This is a genomic window from Collinsella sp. AM20-15AC, from assembly GCF_003471405.1.
In the GTDB taxonomy this organism is placed as follows: Bacteria; Actinomycetota; Coriobacteriia; order Coriobacteriales; family Coriobacteriaceae; genus Collinsella.
In genome coordinates this window covers 77466-93658 of the sequence record NZ_QRJA01000004.1, presented here as the reverse complement: position 1 = coordinate 93658, position 16193 = coordinate 77466, and the positions used below count along the sequence as shown (strand labels likewise).

Here is a 16193-nt window from a genome sequence, read left to right as displayed (position 1 = left end):
TCAGATTCGTGTCGTTCCGAAAAGACCGTGAACCTTTTGTGGGACACGCGGCGCCGTGGTACCATAACCAAGTTTGTTGTCTTGGTCGGAAACCAAGACGCCTTATGCGCTGATCGGTAACCAGCGCCTGACCAATAAGGAGTCCTACCATGAAGCAGGGTATCCATCCCCAGTATGTCGAGTGCACGGTGACGTGCTCCTGCGGCAACACCTTCAAGACGCACGCTACCGTGTCCGAGATGAAGGTCGAGCTTTGCAACGAGTGCCACCCGTTCTACACCGGCCAGCAGAAGTTCGTCGACACCGGTGGACGCGTCCAGCGCTTCGCCGACAAGTTCGGTGGCGCCGCTGCCGCCCAGCTCAAGAAGGCTGAGGAGGCCAAGGCTGCCAAGGCCGCCAAGGCTGCTGAGGCCGAGGCCGCTCGCAAGGCCGCCGCTGAGGCTAAGGCTGCCGAGAAAGCTAAGCGTGCTGCTAAGTTCGCCGAGGAGGCTGCCAAGCAGGCCGCCGAGGCTCCCGCAGAGGCTCCCGTCGAGGAGGCCGCTGCCGAGGCCGAGACCACCGAGGCTGCTGAGTAAATAGCTCGCCGCGGAATCACTCGCATTCATGGCATGAGGGCCGTGCATCCATTTGGGTGCGCGGCCCTTTTCTTTTTATTGGCGCAAGCTAACCTGTCCCCGTGGCACCAAATGGCAGAGAGACGGCGTTTGCTCAGATAAAACTTGCCAAAATAAACCTGTCCCATTGTGGCAGGTTGGTCATAGTTATTACGTGGCGGTCGAGGTCGACCGTATAGGCCGCGCCTTGTTTGGCTAAAGTACAATCATCTGTGTTTAACTCGCCCGCAGCTGCACGGCGTGGGCGATGGCCAAAAAGGAAAACCACATGGGATTCATGTCAAAGCTGCTGTCCTTTGGATCCGATAAGGACCTTAAGCGCTACTACAAGATCGTCGACCAGATCAACGGTCTTGAGCCCCAGTTTGAGAAGATGACCGAGGAGGAACTCCGCGGCCAGACCGATAAGTTCCGCGAGCGTTACGCCAACGGCGAGTCGCTTGACGACATGCTCCCCGAGGCCTTTGCCACCGTGCGTGAGGCTTCCAAGCGCACCATGGGTATGCGCCACTTTGACGTGCAGCTCATTGGCGCCATGGCACTGCACGAGGGCCACATCGCCGAGATGAAGACCGGCGAAGGTAAGACCCTCGTCTCCACGTTGGCTGGCTATCTCAACGCTATTGCCGGCAAGGGCGTGCACGTCGTTACTGTCAATGATTACCTTGCCAAGCGCGACTCCGAGTGGATGGGCCGCATCTATAAGTACCTGGGCATGACCGTCGGTCTGCTCCAGAACAACATGCCGCTCGAGCTCAAGCGCCCGGCCTACCAGGCCGACGTCACCTACGGCACCAACTCCGAGTTCGGCTTTGATTACCTGCGCGACAACATGGTTACCCGTCCCGAGCAGCGCGTGCAGCGCGGCCACAACTACGCCATCGTCGACGAGGTTGACTCCATCCTGATCGATGAGGCTCGCACCCCGCTGATCATCTCGGGCGCTGGCACCAAGTCCGCCAGTACCTACAAGGACTTCGCGCGTGCCGTGCGTGGCCTTGAGCGCGGTGAGGACGTGTCGCACGACATGCTTACCGCCACCGAGGACGTTGAACCCACGGGCGACTACGTCATGGACGAGGCCAAGCACACCATCGCTGCCACCGAGCGCGGTCTTAAGAAGATCGAGCGCCGCCTGGGTATCGATGACATCTATGCCGATCTCTCCGGCCAGCTGGTCAACCACCTGCAGCAGGCGCTGAAGGCCCAGTACATGTTCCACCGCGACAAGCAGTATGTGGTCACCAACGGCGAGGTCAAGATCGTCGACGAGTTCACCGGCCGCATTATGGAAGGCCGCCGTTACTCCGAGGGCCTGCACCAGGCCATCGAGGCCAAAGAGGGCGTGCTCGTGCGCGAGGAGAACCAGACGCTGGCGACCATCACCCTGCAGAACTACTTCCGCCTGTATGACAAGCTCTCCGGTATGACCGGTACGGCACTCACCGAGGACGCCGAGTTCCGCGAGATCTACAAGCTGCCCGTCGAGGTCATCCCCTCCAACAAGCCCGTGCAGCGCGTGGACCACGAGGACCTGGTCTACCGCACCATTCAGGCTAAGTACAACGCCGTTGCCGACGACGTTGAGCGTCGTCACGCTAAGGGCCAGCCGGTCCTGGTGGGTACCGTCTCCATCGAGAGCTCCGAGAAGCTGTCCGCCGCCCTCACGAAGCGCGGTATCGCGCACGAGGTCCTCAACGCCAAGCACCACGAGCGCGAGGCCCATATCGTTGCCCAGGCTGGTCGCTATGGCGCCGTGACCATCGCTACCAACATGGCCGGCCGCGGTACCGACATCTTGCTGGGCGGTAACCCCGACGAGCTGGTGCGCGAGCGCCTGGAGTACGAGGGCCTGACCATGGAGGACGTAACGCCCGAGCAGCTTGAGCAGTTTAACGCCGAGGCCAAGGAGACTTGCAAGGCCGAGCGCGAGCGCGTTCTTGCCGCCGGCGGCCTGACCGTTATCGGCACCGAGCGCCATGAGTCCCGCCGTATCGACAACCAGCTGCGCGGCCGTTCCGGCCGTCAGGGCGACCCGGGCGAGACCCAGTTCTACCTGTCGCTCGAGGACGACCTCATGCGTCTGTTTGGCGGCGACAAGATGGACCGCGTCTCCAAGATGATGGTCACGGCTGACATGGGCGACGATATGCCCATCCAGCACAAGATCATCTCCAAGGCTGTCGAGAGCGCCCAGCACAAGGTCGAGAGCATCAACTTCTCCATGCGCAAGAGCGTTCTTGAGTACGACGACGTCATGAACAAGCAGCGCCAGGTCATCTACGCCGAGCGCAATAAGATTCTGGACGGCAAGGATCTGACCGACCACATCACCGAGGTCATGCACGATACCGTGTACCGCTGCGTGCAGGAGTTCTGCACCAAGGACAGTCACGATGGCGAGCGCGACCTGGAGGGCCTGCGCAAGTGGGTTGTGGAGCTCACCGGCCACATCGATACGCCGAAGTTCCCCGACGAGGATTATGAGGCCCTAGCTGCCGATGTCCTGGCTTACGTAGAGAAGTGCTACAACATGAAAGCCGAGCGCTTGGGCGAGGACCTGATGCGCGAGCTCAACACCCAGGTCATGCTGCGCGTCATCGATACCCGCTGGATGAACTACCTGCAGGAGATGGACTACCTCAAGACCGGCATCGGCCTGCGCGGCTTTGGCCAGCGCGACCCGCTGGTCGAGTACAAGACCGAGGCCTACGGCGCGTTCCAGATACTCGTCGACACCATGTACGAGGATTACCTGCGCACGGTTCTGCGCATCGAGATCAAGGCTGCCCCGCGTGTCGTGGAGCACAAGGAGGAGCCCGCGCTCGAGGGTGCGCACTTCTCCGGTCCTGCCGAGGTCGATGGTGACAACGGCGACTCGGTGCTGCGCAAGCAGGCGCAGGTGCAGGCCCGCACGGCTGTCCAAGGCGGACCGGCTGCCGTCAACAACGGTGGCAAGGTGACGACCTACCGCAAGTCCGAGAGCGACGATCCGTACGTCAACGTGGGCCGCAACGACCCGTGCCCTTGCGGTAGCGGTAAGAAGTTCAAGTACTGCCACGGCAGGAATCGTTAATGGCTGAGGCTTTAGAGGTAACGCCCGCCGAGCTGGACGCGTTTGCGGACCGGCTCGGCGAGGTCGAGTCGTATCTTCATTTGGACGAGAAGCGCACGCGCGTGACCGAGCTCGAGGCCAAAAGCGTGGCCCCCGGCTTTTGGGATGACGCCGACGCCGCTCGCGCCACCATGGAGGAGATCGCTCGCGCCAAGGAAGATATCGCTGCCGTGGATACCGCGCGCGGCGAGCTATCTGACGCCCGCGCGGCGCTGGAGCTTGCCGAGGAGATGGGCGACGACCCCGATGCCGCCGCATTGCGCGAGGAGGCTGCCGCTACGGCAGAACGCCTGGCCCGCGCTATCGACGAGCTCGAGCTTTCGAGCTGGTTTACCGGTGAGTTCGATCACGGCGACGCGATTGTGACCATCAAGCCCGGACAGGGCGGCCTGGAGGCGCAGGACTGGACCTTCATGCTCTTCAAGATGTACATGAAGTACTGCCAGCGTCGCGGCTGGAAGGTCACCATTAACGACTGCCCCGCAGCCGAGGTCATCGGCATCGACCGTGCGACCTTTACCGTCGAGGGTAAGGACGCGTTTGGCATGCTGCGCGCCGAGGCCGGCGTCCACCGTCTGGTGCGCATTAGCCCCACCGACGACAAGAAGCGCCGCCAGACCACGTTTGCCGGCGTTGAGGTCATCCCCGTGCTGCCTGACGATATCGACATCGAGATCAGTCCCGACGATATCCGCGTGGACGTGTATCACGCGAGCGGCCCGGGCGGACAGGGCGTCAACACCACCGACTCCGCCGTACGCGTGACGCATTTTCCCAGCGGCATCGTTGTCACTTGCCAAAACGAGCGCAGCCAGATTCAAAACAAGGCCGCGTGCATGCAGATTCTCAAGGCCCGTCTGTACGAGATCGAGCTCGAGAAGCGCGCCGAGGCGCTCGACGAGATTCGTGGACCCAAGACCACGATCGGTTTTGGTAACCAGATTCGCAGCTACGTGCTCTACCCGTATCAGATGGTCAAGGACCTGCGCTCGGGTGTGGAGACCAGCAATGTCGAGGCCGTTCTTGACGATGGCGATCTGGATCCGTTTGTAATTGGCTATCACCGTTGGGCTACCGGCAACGCCGGTGCGGAAGGCTCGGACGCCTAGGCACATGGTTGGCTCCGGGTCGATGCAAACACTTCGCAGGGGGTGGTATTTGCTCGGTGAATCGGTAGAATCGAATACAGTAAGAAGTTCAAAGCGCACTCGTTTGGGTGCGCTTTTTTGAGGGAGGCAGCATGGCATATCGTCTGGACATCAAGCGCATTCTTTCGCTGAACTTCTTTCATGACTTGCCCAAGATCATGTTTGGCTGCGCCCTGGCAGCTATCGCGACGGATCTGTTTTTGATTCCCAACGGTCTTGCTGCCGGCGGCGTTACGGGTCTCGCCACGATTATCCAGGCGGTCGGCGCCTCGCATGGCATCTCGCTGCCTGTCGGTATTCAAACCATCGCGATGAATGCCTTGCTGCTGCTGGTCGTTATGCGCGAGGGGGGCATGTTCTACGTGGTCCAGACGGCGACGGGCTTTGTGCTGTTGGGCTTTTTCACCGACCTGTTCGCTCCGTTTGTGGCGCCGCTGGCACATGCCGACCTGATGCTGCCCGCTATGTGGGGCGGCATTATCACGGGCATTGGCTACGGCATGGTGCTACGCGCCGGTGCCAACACTGGCGGCTCTGACACCATCGGTCAGATTATCTCGCGCAATACGTCACTACCGGTGGGCTCCACCGTCATGGCGATCGATGTTGCCGTATGCGCGCTGTCGGCTCCGGTCTTTTCAATCGAAAATGCACTATATGCAGGCCTTTCGATGGTCATTAGCGGCTACGTGATCGATGCCGTGGTCGATGGTGGCAACAAACGCCGTATGGTACTCATCATCTCGGACAAGTTCCCTGATATCGCTGCCGATATCATGTATGGCCTGGGTCGTGGTTGTACCAAGTTTAAGGCGACTGGCATGTATTCGGGTGCCGAGAAGCCGGTGATCATGGTCATCGTGAACCGTCGAGAGCTCAATACCCTCAAGACGATCGTGCGCGAGCGCGATCCTCACGCCATTGTGACGGTCGCCGACGTTACGGAAGCTTTCGGCGAGGGATTCAAGGACATTAGCGCGTAGGGCCGACCGCGTCCCATCCAAAAGACGTTCACATTGATAAACCGTTTCATCAGCGGTTCTGCCTGCTAAATTGTTCAAATAATGATAAAAACTCTGGTAAAGCCATCAGTTTCCAGCATAATGAATGACGTACGTGCATTGCGGCTGTGTTGGGATTACCTTCGGTGCCGTGCGCATTTTGTCTAATGAGGATGAAAGGAAGGCACAATGAGCGACGAAGAGCTCAAAAAGGTTGCCAACGAGGTAAGGAAGGGCATCGTCACCGGCGTGCACGCTGCCAAGTCCGGCCATCCGGGCGGTTCGCTCGGCGCTGCCGACATCATGACCTATCTGTACTTTGAGGAAATGAACGTCGACCCGGCCCATCCCCGCAAGGCCGACCGCGATCGCTTTGTGCTTTCCAAGGGCCACTGTGCACCTGGTCTGTACGCTGTGCTCGCCGAGCGTGGGTTCTTCCCCAAGGAGGATCTTGAGACGCTGCGCCACATCGGCAGCCACCTGCAGGGTCATCCCAACATGAACGACACTCCGGGCGTTGACATGTCCACCGGTTCGCTCGGCCAGGGCATCTCCGCCGCCGTGGGCATGGCCGTTGCCGCCAAGCACTGGGGCGACGACTATCGCACCTACGCCCTGCTAGGCGACGGCGAGAGCGAGGAGGGCCAGGTCTGGGAGGCCGCCATGTTTGCCGGCAACCAACAGCTCGATAACCTCTGCGTGATCGTCGACCACAACGGCCTGCAGATCGACGGTCCCGTCGAGGAGGTCAACGACCCCATGCCGCTCGCCGACAAGTTCCGCGCCTTTAAGTTCCACGTGGTGGAGCTTGCCGACGGCAACGATTTCGATCAGATCCGCGCCGCCTTTGCCGAGGCTCGCGCTACCAAGGGCCAGCCGACCGCCATTATCGCCGAGACCCTGAAGGGCAAGGGCGTGTCCTTTATGGAGAACCAGGTTGGTTGGCACGGCAAGGCCCCCAATGATGAACAGTTTGAGCAGGCCATGGCAGAGCTCACGGCCGCTGGAGAGGAGCTCTAGGATGGCAGACGTCAAGAAAATTGCCACGCGTGTAAGCTACGGCGAGGCCCTCGTCGAGCTCGCCAACGAGCACGATGACTTTGTGGTCCTCGACGCCGACCTGGCCGCCGCCACGCAGACCGGTAAGTTTAAGGCCGCTTGCCCCGACCGCTTCTTCGACGTGGGTATCGCCGAGAGCAACCTGATGGGCGTCGCCGCCGGTATCGCGACCACTGGTCGTGTTGCCTTCGCGAGTACCTTTGCCATGTTCGCCGCCGGCCGCGCCTTTGAGCAGGTCCGTAACTCCATCGGCTACCCGCACCTCAACGTTAAGATCGGTGCCACGCACGCCGGTATCTCGGTGGGCGAGGACGGTGCCACACACCAGTGCTGCGAGGATATCGCCCTGATGCGCGTCATCCCCGGCATGACTGTGATCGTTCCTGCCGACGACGTCGAGGCCCGCGCCGTGACGCGCGCCGCCTACGAGTGCGACGGCCCCGTGTACATGCGCTTTGCCCGTCTGGCCTCGCCGGTCATCAACGACCCCGAGACCTACAAGTTCGAGGTAGGCAAGGGCATCGTCATGCGCGAGGGCGCCGACGTCACCATCATCGCCTGCGGCCTGATGGTCGGCGAGGCTCTCGAGGCCGCCGAGCAGCTCGCTGCCGAGGGCATCGACGCCGAGGTCATCAACATGCACACCATCAAGCCCATCGATGCCGACCTGATCGTCAAGAGCGCCACCAAGACCGGCCACGTCGTAACCGTCGAGGAGCACTCTGTGATCGGCGGCCTGGGCAGCGCCGTTGCTGACGTCCTGTGTGAGCAGTGCCCGACGCCGCTCAAGAAGATCGGCGTCAACGATACCTTTGGCGAGTCCGGCCCGGGCGCCGAGCTCTTGCACAAGTATGGCCTGGACGCCGCCAACATCGTGGCGACCACCAAGGAGTTCTTGGCATAAGGCAAGACGAGGCAAAGTATCGCGTCGACAACCGCAAACAAGCCAGAACAGGGGCGTCCTCAAAGAGGGCGCCCCTGTTTATGCTGAATTTAAATTAGAGTCCTGCCAAGCAAAGTTCCCAAGGGGAAACGGGCCCATCCCAACAAAGTGCAATTCAGACCCTTCCAACTTTGTATGCGCAGCATCTCAAGTTGGTGCGTCGGCCCCATAGTAGCCGCAGGCCGGGCGCAGGGTTACCTCCCAAATCTTTCCGCAGCGCAGGCCGGCGTTTGTCCGCAGCTCCGCAGGAGCAGGACAAATGCCGGCCATGCGCGAGGACGATTTGGGAGGTAACCCTGCGCCCGGCCGGTGAGACCCAAACCCCGCCATGCTTCTTATGTGCAGTAAAGCTAATGCTGCTAAAATGTAAAGCGCTCATGTAGTTTAAACGCACGACGATAAGGAGCACCAGTGGGTAACCACTTCCGTACCTCCGGTGCGGGCGATTATGCCCCCAAGACGCAGACGGGCGTCCAGGGCAGTCGTTTCGCCACTCCGGATTCAGAGGGCCAGCCTGTTGCTCAGGCCCCCACTCAGCCGGCAGATCAGGCACAGCCGGCATCCGATCCCTTTGCCTACAATCCCACCAGCGATGTCGCGCTTTCCGGCACGGCGGGTTTTGAGCCCGTTCAGGCCGTGACCGCTCGCGTGGAGCAGCCTCAGGCTGGCGCCGCCACGCCGCAGCCTACCATGGCCGGCATTCCCGACCCCATGGCCCCTGCGACGCCGGTTCCTCAGCCTGCGCAGTCCGGTCTCTTTGCCGCTATTCCCGATCCCACGCAGCCTGCTGCCCCGGTGGTCGAGAGCGATCAGGCAGCCGAGGTCGCAAGCCTCGATAACGCGCTCAACAACCCCGATTTTACGTCGGTGTTTGCGCCCATCGATCCGCAGGCCAGCCGCAAGAAGATGGCCAAGCAGGCCGGTGTCGAGCCCGTCATCCTTATGGAGCATGTCACCAAGATCTACCCGGCACAGCCCAACAAGCCTGCACTTGACGACATCAACATTGAGATCTATCCGGGCGAGTTCGTCTTCCTGGTCGGTCACTCCGGCTCGGGTAAGACCACGCTGCTGTCGACGCTCAACCGCGACGTCAAGCCGACGAGCGGTCGCATCCTGGTTGCCGGTCAGGACCTCATGAAGATCAAGAACCGCAAGGTTCCGTTCCTGCGCCGCCAGATTGGCGCCGTGTTCCAGGACTTTAAGCTTCTGCCGCAAAAAACCGCCTACGAAAACGTGGCGTTTGCCCTGCAGTGCATCGGCAAGCCCAAGGGCGTCATTCGCAGCCAGGTGCCCGAGGTGCTGCGTCTGGTCGGTCTGGCCGATCAGATGGACTCGCTGCCCGACCAGCTTTCCGGTGGCGAGCAGCAGCGCGTTGCCGTCGCCCGCGCTATGGTCAACCGTCCGCCGCTGCTGATCTGCGACGAGCCCACGGGTAACCTCGACCCGGCGATCTCGCTGGGCATCATGAAGCTGCTCGAGCGTATTAACCGCACCGGCACCACCGTGATCGTCGCCACGCACGACCGCGAGATGGTCGATAGCATGCACCGTCGCGTGATCGCCCTCGAGGGCGGCCACGTTATCCGCGACCAGGAGAGGGGAGGTTACGGCAACTATGGCACCAACTAACGTGGGCTACTCCTTCAAAGAGGCAATCAGCCACTTCTTCCGTAACTGGACTACCTCGCTCGGCGCCGTCATCACGATCTTCCTTTCGCTGTTTATCATCGGCCTGTTCATCATGGGCTCCGCGATGCTGAACTCCGTGATCGGCACCGTCGAGGATCAGGTTGTCATCAACGCGTTCATTAGCGATGACGCCGATCAGGCCGATGTCCAGGCTTTTGAGGCCGAGCTTAAGACGTGGAATAACGTCAAGTCCGTGACCTATAAGGACAAGGACGACGCGCTGGCCGAGTATACGAGCAAGATGTCGGGCAACGCCGACGCCACCATGAGCGCGCTCGATGGCCAGAACCCGCTGCCGGCTTCGTTTGCAATTGAGATGGACGATCCGTCCAAGGTCGAAAGCACGGCCCAGAAGCTCAAGAAGAACGCCGACTTCCAGAAGATCGCGGATGACGGCGACGTCAACGCGAGCGTGCTGTACGGCCAGGAGGAAGTGAGCCGCCTGTTCCAGGTGACCAACTACATCCGCATCGCCGCCGTGGTGCTCGTTGGCCTTCTGACCTTTATCGCATTCATCTTCATCAACAACACGATTCGCCTGTCCATCACGGCGCGTCGTCGTGAGATTGCGATTATGCGTCTGGTCGGCGCCAGCAACGGCTTCATTCGCGGCCCGTTTATCACCGAGGGCGTACTGCAGGCCATTTTGGGCTCGCTGCTTTCCATCGGCGTTCTGGAGCTGCTGCGCAATCTGATGATTCCGCGTTTGCAGGAGAGCATCGGCTGGATGTCGTTTGCCCTGCCGATGCAGTACTACCTGGTGACCTATGCTGCGCTGATTCTGGTCGGTGTGATTATCGGTCTCTTTGGTTCTGCCATAGCCATGCGCCGCTACCTGCGCGTGTAGGCATGTCTGGAATTCATCCCTTCCAACGGGTCGTCTCTTATGGGGCGGCCCGTTTTTTGATCTCTAGGGGACGGCAGGAAAGCGAATCATTTGGGTAGACTCTTTGGAGTTCGTCATCGATAGCAAGGAGGCGCCATGGGGCGCAATAACAAGCATAAGCGCGGTGCCCGCAATAAGCGCGGGCCGGTGCGCAGCGAACGCCGTCCGAGCCTGACCGGGCGCGTGCAGCTCCATGAGCATGGCGCCTATGTCATAACCGAAAGCGGCGACTACAAGGTTATGGGCCGCGGTAAGCGCGAGATCATGGATGGCGATACCGTTGCCGTGAGCATTAAGAACAGCCCGCACGGTGAGCGGCGCGCCGTGATCGAAGGCGTGGTTGAGCGCGCAGCCATAAGCGTGGTGGGTACGTACCAGACCGCTGGTCCGCTCGGTGTGATCGAGCCGCTCGATTCGCGCCTGAAGGCCGACTTCTTCATTCTGCCCGAGGATACCTCGGCGGATCGTCTGGGCGTCCACCCGGGTGATGCCGTTGTCGCGCGCATTTTGACCTACCCGACGCGCCTGGAATCGGGCACCGTGACGATCGAACGCCGCATTGGCGGAGATGACGCGCCCGATTTGGGCGTTCAATACGTGATGGCGCGTTACGGCTATACCGATAGCTATCCCGAGGCCGCGCTGGACGAGGCCGAGGGGCTTTCGCTCGATGTGTCCGCGGCGCTTAAGGACCCGCTCCGCCGCGATCTGCGCGACCGCTTTGTCATCACGATCGACCCGGTCGACGCGCGCGACTTTGACGATGCCATTTCGCTTGAGCGCACGCCCGAGGGTGGCTACAAGCTGGGTGTGCATATCGCTGACGTTTCTCACTATGTGGCTTGGGACGGGCATATCGATCTTGAGGCTCGCCATCGTACGACATCGGTGTATCTGGCCGATCGCGTGCTTCCCATGCTGCCCGAACGCCTGTCCTGTGACCTATGCTCGCTTCGCCCTGACGAGGACCGTCTTGCGTTTACCGTTGACATTGAGCTCGATGCGCAGGGTCGCGTGCGGCATTACGATCCTTACCCCAGCGTGATTCGCTCGCGTGTGCGTATGGACTATGACGGCGCCGAGGCGCTGCTGGTGCGTGCCGGCGCGGTTGAGTATTCGGTGCTGGAAGGCGCCGCTGAGGATGTTGCGGCTGCTGAGGCCTCGCGCGAGGAGGCGCTTGAGCGCGGTCTTGCGTGCGAGGAAACTGCTCGCGGCTATAACGTCGACCTCGGCGATTTCCTTGTCGCCGCCAACGAACTCGCCGAACTTCGCCGTCGTATTCGTCGTGCCCGCGGCTCAGTCGATTTTGACACGGCCGAGATTCGCGCTCTATTGGATGAGGACGGAGTACCCGTGCAGATTGTGGCGCGCGAGCGTTCGTGTGCCACGTCGCTTATCGAGGAAGCCATGCTACTCGCCAACGAGTGCGTTGCAGAGTGGCTGGCAGACCGTGATATCGAGGCCTGCTATCGCGTGCATGAGGATCCGAGCCCCGATAGCCTGCACGGTGCCGCCGTTGCGCTGGCGCAGCTAGGCATCATCGACGATCGCCGTGCTGCCGGTATCGCCCTGGGGAGTCCCGATGAGCTACAGGCTGCAGTTGATGCTGCCGCCGGTACGGCCAACGCACCGCTCGTCAACACGCTGCTTCTGCGCAGCATGCAGCGCGCACTGTACAAGCCGCGCAACGAGGGCCACTTTGCGCTCGCCGCGCCGTGCTACTGTCACTTTACGAGTCCCATCCGTCGCTACCCCGATCTGGTGGTGCACCGCGTGCTCAAACTGCAGTTGGCCTATGAGCAGCTCGGCGGCAAGGACGCCCTGGTCCGTACGCCGCGGCTGATCGGCAAGGGGCGCGAGTCGCTGCCGCGCATTCTGCCGCAGATCTGCCGCGCATGCAGCGATGCCGAGCGCGCGGCAGATGCCGCTAGCCATGCGACGCAAAAGATCAAGATTGCCCAGTACTATGAGGACCGTCTGGGCGAGCGCTATGCCGGAACCGTCTCGTGGGTCAGCAGCATGGGCCTCTTTGTGCGCTTGGACCTGACGCAGGTCGAAGGCTTGGTTTCGATCAAGAGCCTGGGCAACGAGTGGTTCGAGTTCGACGAGGATGCGCTCACGCTCACAGGTGCCGACACGGGGACTCGCTATGAACTGGGTCAGCGCGTGATTATCGAGGTCTCGCGCGTCAATACCACGCGTGGGCACTTGGACTTTAAGCTTATCCATTAGCCAAATCTCGACTCATGGCGGGAGAGCGGAGGGCGGTCTTTCGGGGCCGCCCTCCGCATTTGGATCATGGCTACCTTGCCGTCCGCTCGGCCGCCCGCTTACCTGCTATTCGAGAGGTAAAACCTACCAAAATAAACCTGTCCTTTTTTGGCAGGTTTACAAGAAAGCGGGGATGAGATGGCGACGGTGTATGGTTATGCGCGGGTGAGTTCGCGCGATCAGAATCTAAATCGGCAGCTGGATGCGCTGGGCGCCTATGGCGTGGGCTCGGCGAATATTTATGCCGACCATGCGAGCGGCAAGGACTTCGATCGCCCGCGGTATCGCGAGCTGCTGCACATCCTGGGAGACGGGGACGTGCTGGTGGTGCTTTCTATCGACCGACTTGGCCGTAATTACTCCGAGATTCTTGAGGAATGGCGACGCATTACCAAGGAGCTCGGGGTTGCCATTGTGGTGTTGGACATGCCATTGCTTGACACGCGCGCCAGGGCCAGCGGCGCGCCGGATGTGACCAATACCCTGATTGCCGATATTGTGCTACAACTGCTGAGCTACGTGGCGCAGGTGGAGCGCGAGAATATTCATCGGCGCCAAGCGGAGGGGATTGCAGCGGCGCGGGCGCGAGGGGTCCGTTTCGGTCGACCTCGCAAGCCGTGCCCTCCTCAGTTTGAGCTGGTACGCGATAGCTATGAGGCAGGCGATATTACCCGCAGCCAGGCAGCAAAGTGCCTGGGCGTGTGCGTGGGGACGTTCGATCGCTGGATGCGCGAGGCGGGGTAGGGGTTTGCGCCGCTTTGGCGCTTCCTGTTGCGATTCAAATTTTGATACGGTGACGATGCCATTTGGGGCTACACTCGCTGATATTCAAAAAAGGAGGTAGGCCCTTGGCGCGCGTAAAACAAATAATCGGATGGACCGCGATCGTTCTGTTTACTGCAACGCTGGCGGGCATCTGGGTGCTGACGGAGCAAAATGCGGTGGAGACGTCGTTGCTGAGCGAGTCCACCGCGCGTGTGGTGGAGGGTCAAGCTACGGGCGTACAGGCTGCCGATGTCGCGGGTGAAGCTCAGACCGAGAACGGGATGACCGGGGGCACCGATTCGGCTGCTTCGAATGTCCGGTCTGGCCGACTTGCTTCCATTCGCATGTGGGTGGGCACGAACGTCCGTCGCGTTGCCCATACCGTAGAGTTTTTCTTCGTCGGATTGTTCGCCTCGGTGGTCGTGGTTTGCTTTTCCAGGCGTCCGTGGAGCGTATGCTCCCGTTGCGTGCCCGTGTTGCTCTTTTGCGCCGTCTGCTCCGTTGGCGATCAGGTACATAAGATCTTTGTTCCCGGCAGGCATTTCGACGTTATCGATTTAGGATTCGATGCTGCGGGCTATGTCACCGCCATGCTGTTGGTATTGCTGGTCTCCGCATGGGTGCACCACGAGACGCGCCCCATCGGCGCCCATGCGAGGCGCTAGCCGGTAACAAACCCGTTTCTGATCATGCGACCTTGTTGAATTATTTTGTGTCGCGCGTATTTCCGAGCGGTCGGATTTGAGGGGCGAGCGGTAGAACGCTCGTCCTTTGTGCGCCACGATGCGGCACAATGTACCGTAAAAGCTGTTTGTATCCGGTACGAATCGTTCGTTGGTCTTTAATTCTTCTCAACGGAGGTGTTTGAGATGGCAAACGGATTGCTTTTGCGGCTTCGCGAGCGTGAGCTCAGCGCGAGCCCGGCGGAACGCAATGTCATCGCATATGTAAGCGCTCATCCGCACGAGGTGGTCGGGCTGTCCGTCCGCGGTCTTGCCGATGTCACGTTCTCCTCGCCCTCGAGCATTTTGCGCTTTTGCAAGCGTTTGGGTTTTGCGGGCTACAAGGAGTTCCAGCGCGAACTGATTGCCGAGCTGGCGCTCTTAGGTGACAAGAAAGACGTAGCCCTCGAGGACATCTCCATGGATGACAGCGTCGAACGTATCGTGGGGAAGGTGATGAAAAGCAACGTGCGCACGATCGAGGCGACGGCGCGAACGCTCGATTACACCGTCTTGGAGCGATGTGCGGCCTATCTTAAGCGGGCACGTGCGGTCAATCTGTTCGGTATCGGTGCCTCTCGTTTGGTTGCGCACGATCTGGCGCAAAAGCTCATGCGTGTCGACAAAGAGTGCCATCTGTACGACGACTGGCATGATCAGCTCTTATGTGCCAAGAACATGCATGAGGGCGATATGGCAATCGCCTTTAGCTACTCGGGCTTGACGCAAGAGGTGCTGGACTGCACCGCCGAGGCTCAACGTCACAACTGTCCCGTTGTGGCCGTTACCAAAGTAGATGGATCATCTAAGCTTGCCACCATGGCCGATGCCGTGCTCGGCGTCGCTGCGAGTGAACCCTTGGTCCGTAGCGGTGCCATGGCTTCGCGTATGGCCCAGCTTATGGTTGTCGATGCCCTGTACGCTGCTTACGTTGCCAGCGACTACGAACGGGCGACGCATGTCATTAAGCAAAACTACATCGAGAAACAGGAAAGATGAGGTGAATGAAATGCTCGATTTAACAAAATTCACGACCGAACAGCGTAATCAAAGTTCAATGGACCTCGATACGATGACATCGCTGCAAATCGTCACGACGATGAATGATGAGGATCTTCGTGCCGTCAAGTCGGTCACGAAGGTGTTGCCCCAGGTTGCCACAGCAATCGACTGGGCTGCTGAGGCACTCGAGCGCGGCGGGCGCGTCTTTTACATGGGCGCAGGCACCAGCGGTCGTCTGGGCGTACTCGACGCTTCGGAGTGTCCGCCCACGTTTGGCGTGTCACCCGATCTGATTGTCGGGCTCATTGCCGGAGGCGAGACGGCGTTTATCAAGGCTGTCGAAGGTGCCGAAGACAGCGAGGAACTTGGCGCGAGCGACCTGCGGGAGCGTGGACTCTCGGACAAGGATCTTGTCGTTGGCCTGGCGGCAAGCGGCCGTACTCCCTATGTGGTGGGCGGCCTTGTGTACGCCAAGGCAACTGGGTGCAAGACCATTGCAATTGCCTGCAACCAAGGGTCGAAGATCGGGGAGAGCGCAGATCTTGCCATTGAACCCGTGCCCGGTCCCGAGGTGCTGACCGGCTCAACGAGGCTCAAGGCGGGAACGGTTCAAAAGCTCATTCTCAACATGATTTCGACCGGTGCCATGGTCAAGATCGGCAAGGTATACCAAAACCTGATGGTCGATGTGCAGCAGACGAACGAGAAGTTGGTGGTGCGCGGCCAGAACATCGTGATGGAGGCGACCGGCTGCACGCGCGAGCGCGCTATTCAGGCGCTTGCAGATGCCGGCGGCCACGTAAAAACCGCTATTGTCTCGGTACTGCTGGGCTGCGATGCCGAGCAGGCTGCGGTAGCTCTTGAGCGAGCGAGAGGCCATGTCCGTGCTGCGGTGAGTGGCCATGAGAAGAGCAATGCCGATGCCCAATAGGTGCGCGGCGTGAGCTGATAAGACATCCAGACGAGATACCCAAT

Annotated in this window: 13 protein-coding genes; all 13 read left to right on the top strand. The window is 60.5% G+C overall.

All coding sequences use genetic code 11. The features are described 5' to 3' along the window. The first annotated feature begins 149 nt into the window (after nucleotides 1-149). The 13 genes from rpmE to murQ all read left to right on the top strand — a co-directional run bounded on the left by rpmE (nucleotide 150) and on the right by murQ (nucleotide 16149). Nucleotides 150-575, top strand: coding sequence for a 50S ribosomal protein L31 (gene rpmE, locus DW233_RS02420; RefSeq protein WP_006235303.1), 426 nt, complete (start codon nucleotides 150-152; stop codon nucleotides 573-575). A gap of 307 nt (nucleotides 576-882) precedes the next feature. Further along, nucleotides 883-3690 carry a preprotein translocase subunit SecA gene (gene secA, locus DW233_RS02415; RefSeq protein ID WP_117802992.1) on the top strand — a complete coding sequence of 936 codons (2808 nt, stop codon included), beginning with the start codon at nucleotides 883-885 and terminating at the stop codon, nucleotides 3688-3690. Beyond that, nucleotides 3690-4838, top strand: a complete 1149-nt coding sequence (prfB, locus tag DW233_RS02410; protein WP_118266512.1) for a peptide chain release factor 2 — start codon at nucleotides 3690-3692, stop codon at nucleotides 4836-4838. The genes secA and prfB overlap by 1 nt, the downstream gene beginning before the upstream one ends. Nucleotides 4839-4969: 131 nt before the next feature. Next, nucleotides 4970-5860 (top strand): YitT family protein, encoded by an 891-nt coding sequence (locus tag DW233_RS02405; RefSeq protein ID WP_118266510.1) that lies wholly within the window; start codon nucleotides 4970-4972, stop codon nucleotides 5858-5860. 207 nt (nucleotides 5861-6067) lie between these two features. After that, on the top strand, nucleotides 6068-6898 hold the full coding sequence (locus DW233_RS02400) for a transketolase (RefSeq protein WP_118266508.1): 831 nt from the start codon (nucleotides 6068-6070) through the stop codon (nucleotides 6896-6898). 1 nt (nucleotide 6899) lies between these two features. Then, nucleotides 6900-7841 (top strand): transketolase family protein, encoded by a 942-nt coding sequence (locus DW233_RS02395; protein WP_117843070.1) that lies wholly within the window; start codon nucleotides 6900-6902, stop codon nucleotides 7839-7841. A gap of 450 nt (nucleotides 7842-8291) precedes the next feature. Further along, on the top strand, nucleotides 8292-9512 hold the full coding sequence (gene ftsE / locus DW233_RS02390; protein WP_233547916.1) for a cell division ATP-binding protein FtsE: 1221 nt from the start codon (nucleotides 8292-8294) through the stop codon (nucleotides 9510-9512). Next, nucleotides 9499-10419 (top strand): permease-like cell division protein FtsX, encoded by a 921-nt coding sequence (ftsX, locus tag DW233_RS02385; protein WP_089572231.1) that lies wholly within the window; start codon nucleotides 9499-9501, stop codon nucleotides 10417-10419. Before ftsE ends, ftsX begins: the two co-directional genes overlap by 14 nt. Before the next feature lie 135 nt (nucleotides 10420-10554). Continuing rightward, on the top strand, nucleotides 10555-12690 hold the full coding sequence (locus DW233_RS02380; RefSeq protein WP_089572229.1) for a ribonuclease R family protein: 2136 nt from the start codon (nucleotides 10555-10557) through the stop codon (nucleotides 12688-12690). A gap of 177 nt (nucleotides 12691-12867) precedes the next feature. Then, nucleotides 12868-13473: a recombinase family protein gene (locus tag DW233_RS02375; RefSeq protein ID WP_117629497.1), complete on the top strand. Its 606-nt coding sequence runs from the start codon at nucleotides 12868-12870 to the stop codon at nucleotides 13471-13473. 104 nt (nucleotides 13474-13577) lie between these two features. Then, entirely contained in the window at nucleotides 13578-14159 is a 582-nt protein-coding gene (locus tag DW233_RS02370; RefSeq protein ID WP_118266506.1) for a VanZ family protein, read from the top strand. Nucleotides 14160-14363: 204 nt separating this feature from the next. Next, complete coding sequence (locus DW233_RS02365; protein ID WP_117734385.1) at nucleotides 14364-15215, top strand: MurR/RpiR family transcriptional regulator; 852 nt, start codon at nucleotides 14364-14366, stop codon at nucleotides 15213-15215. Nucleotides 15216-15225: 10 nt separating this feature from the next. Continuing rightward, nucleotides 15226-16149, top strand: coding sequence for an N-acetylmuramic acid 6-phosphate etherase (murQ, locus tag DW233_RS02360; RefSeq protein ID WP_118266528.1), 924 nt, complete (start codon nucleotides 15226-15228; stop codon nucleotides 16147-16149). The last annotated feature ends 44 nt before the right edge of the window (nucleotides 16150-16193 follow it).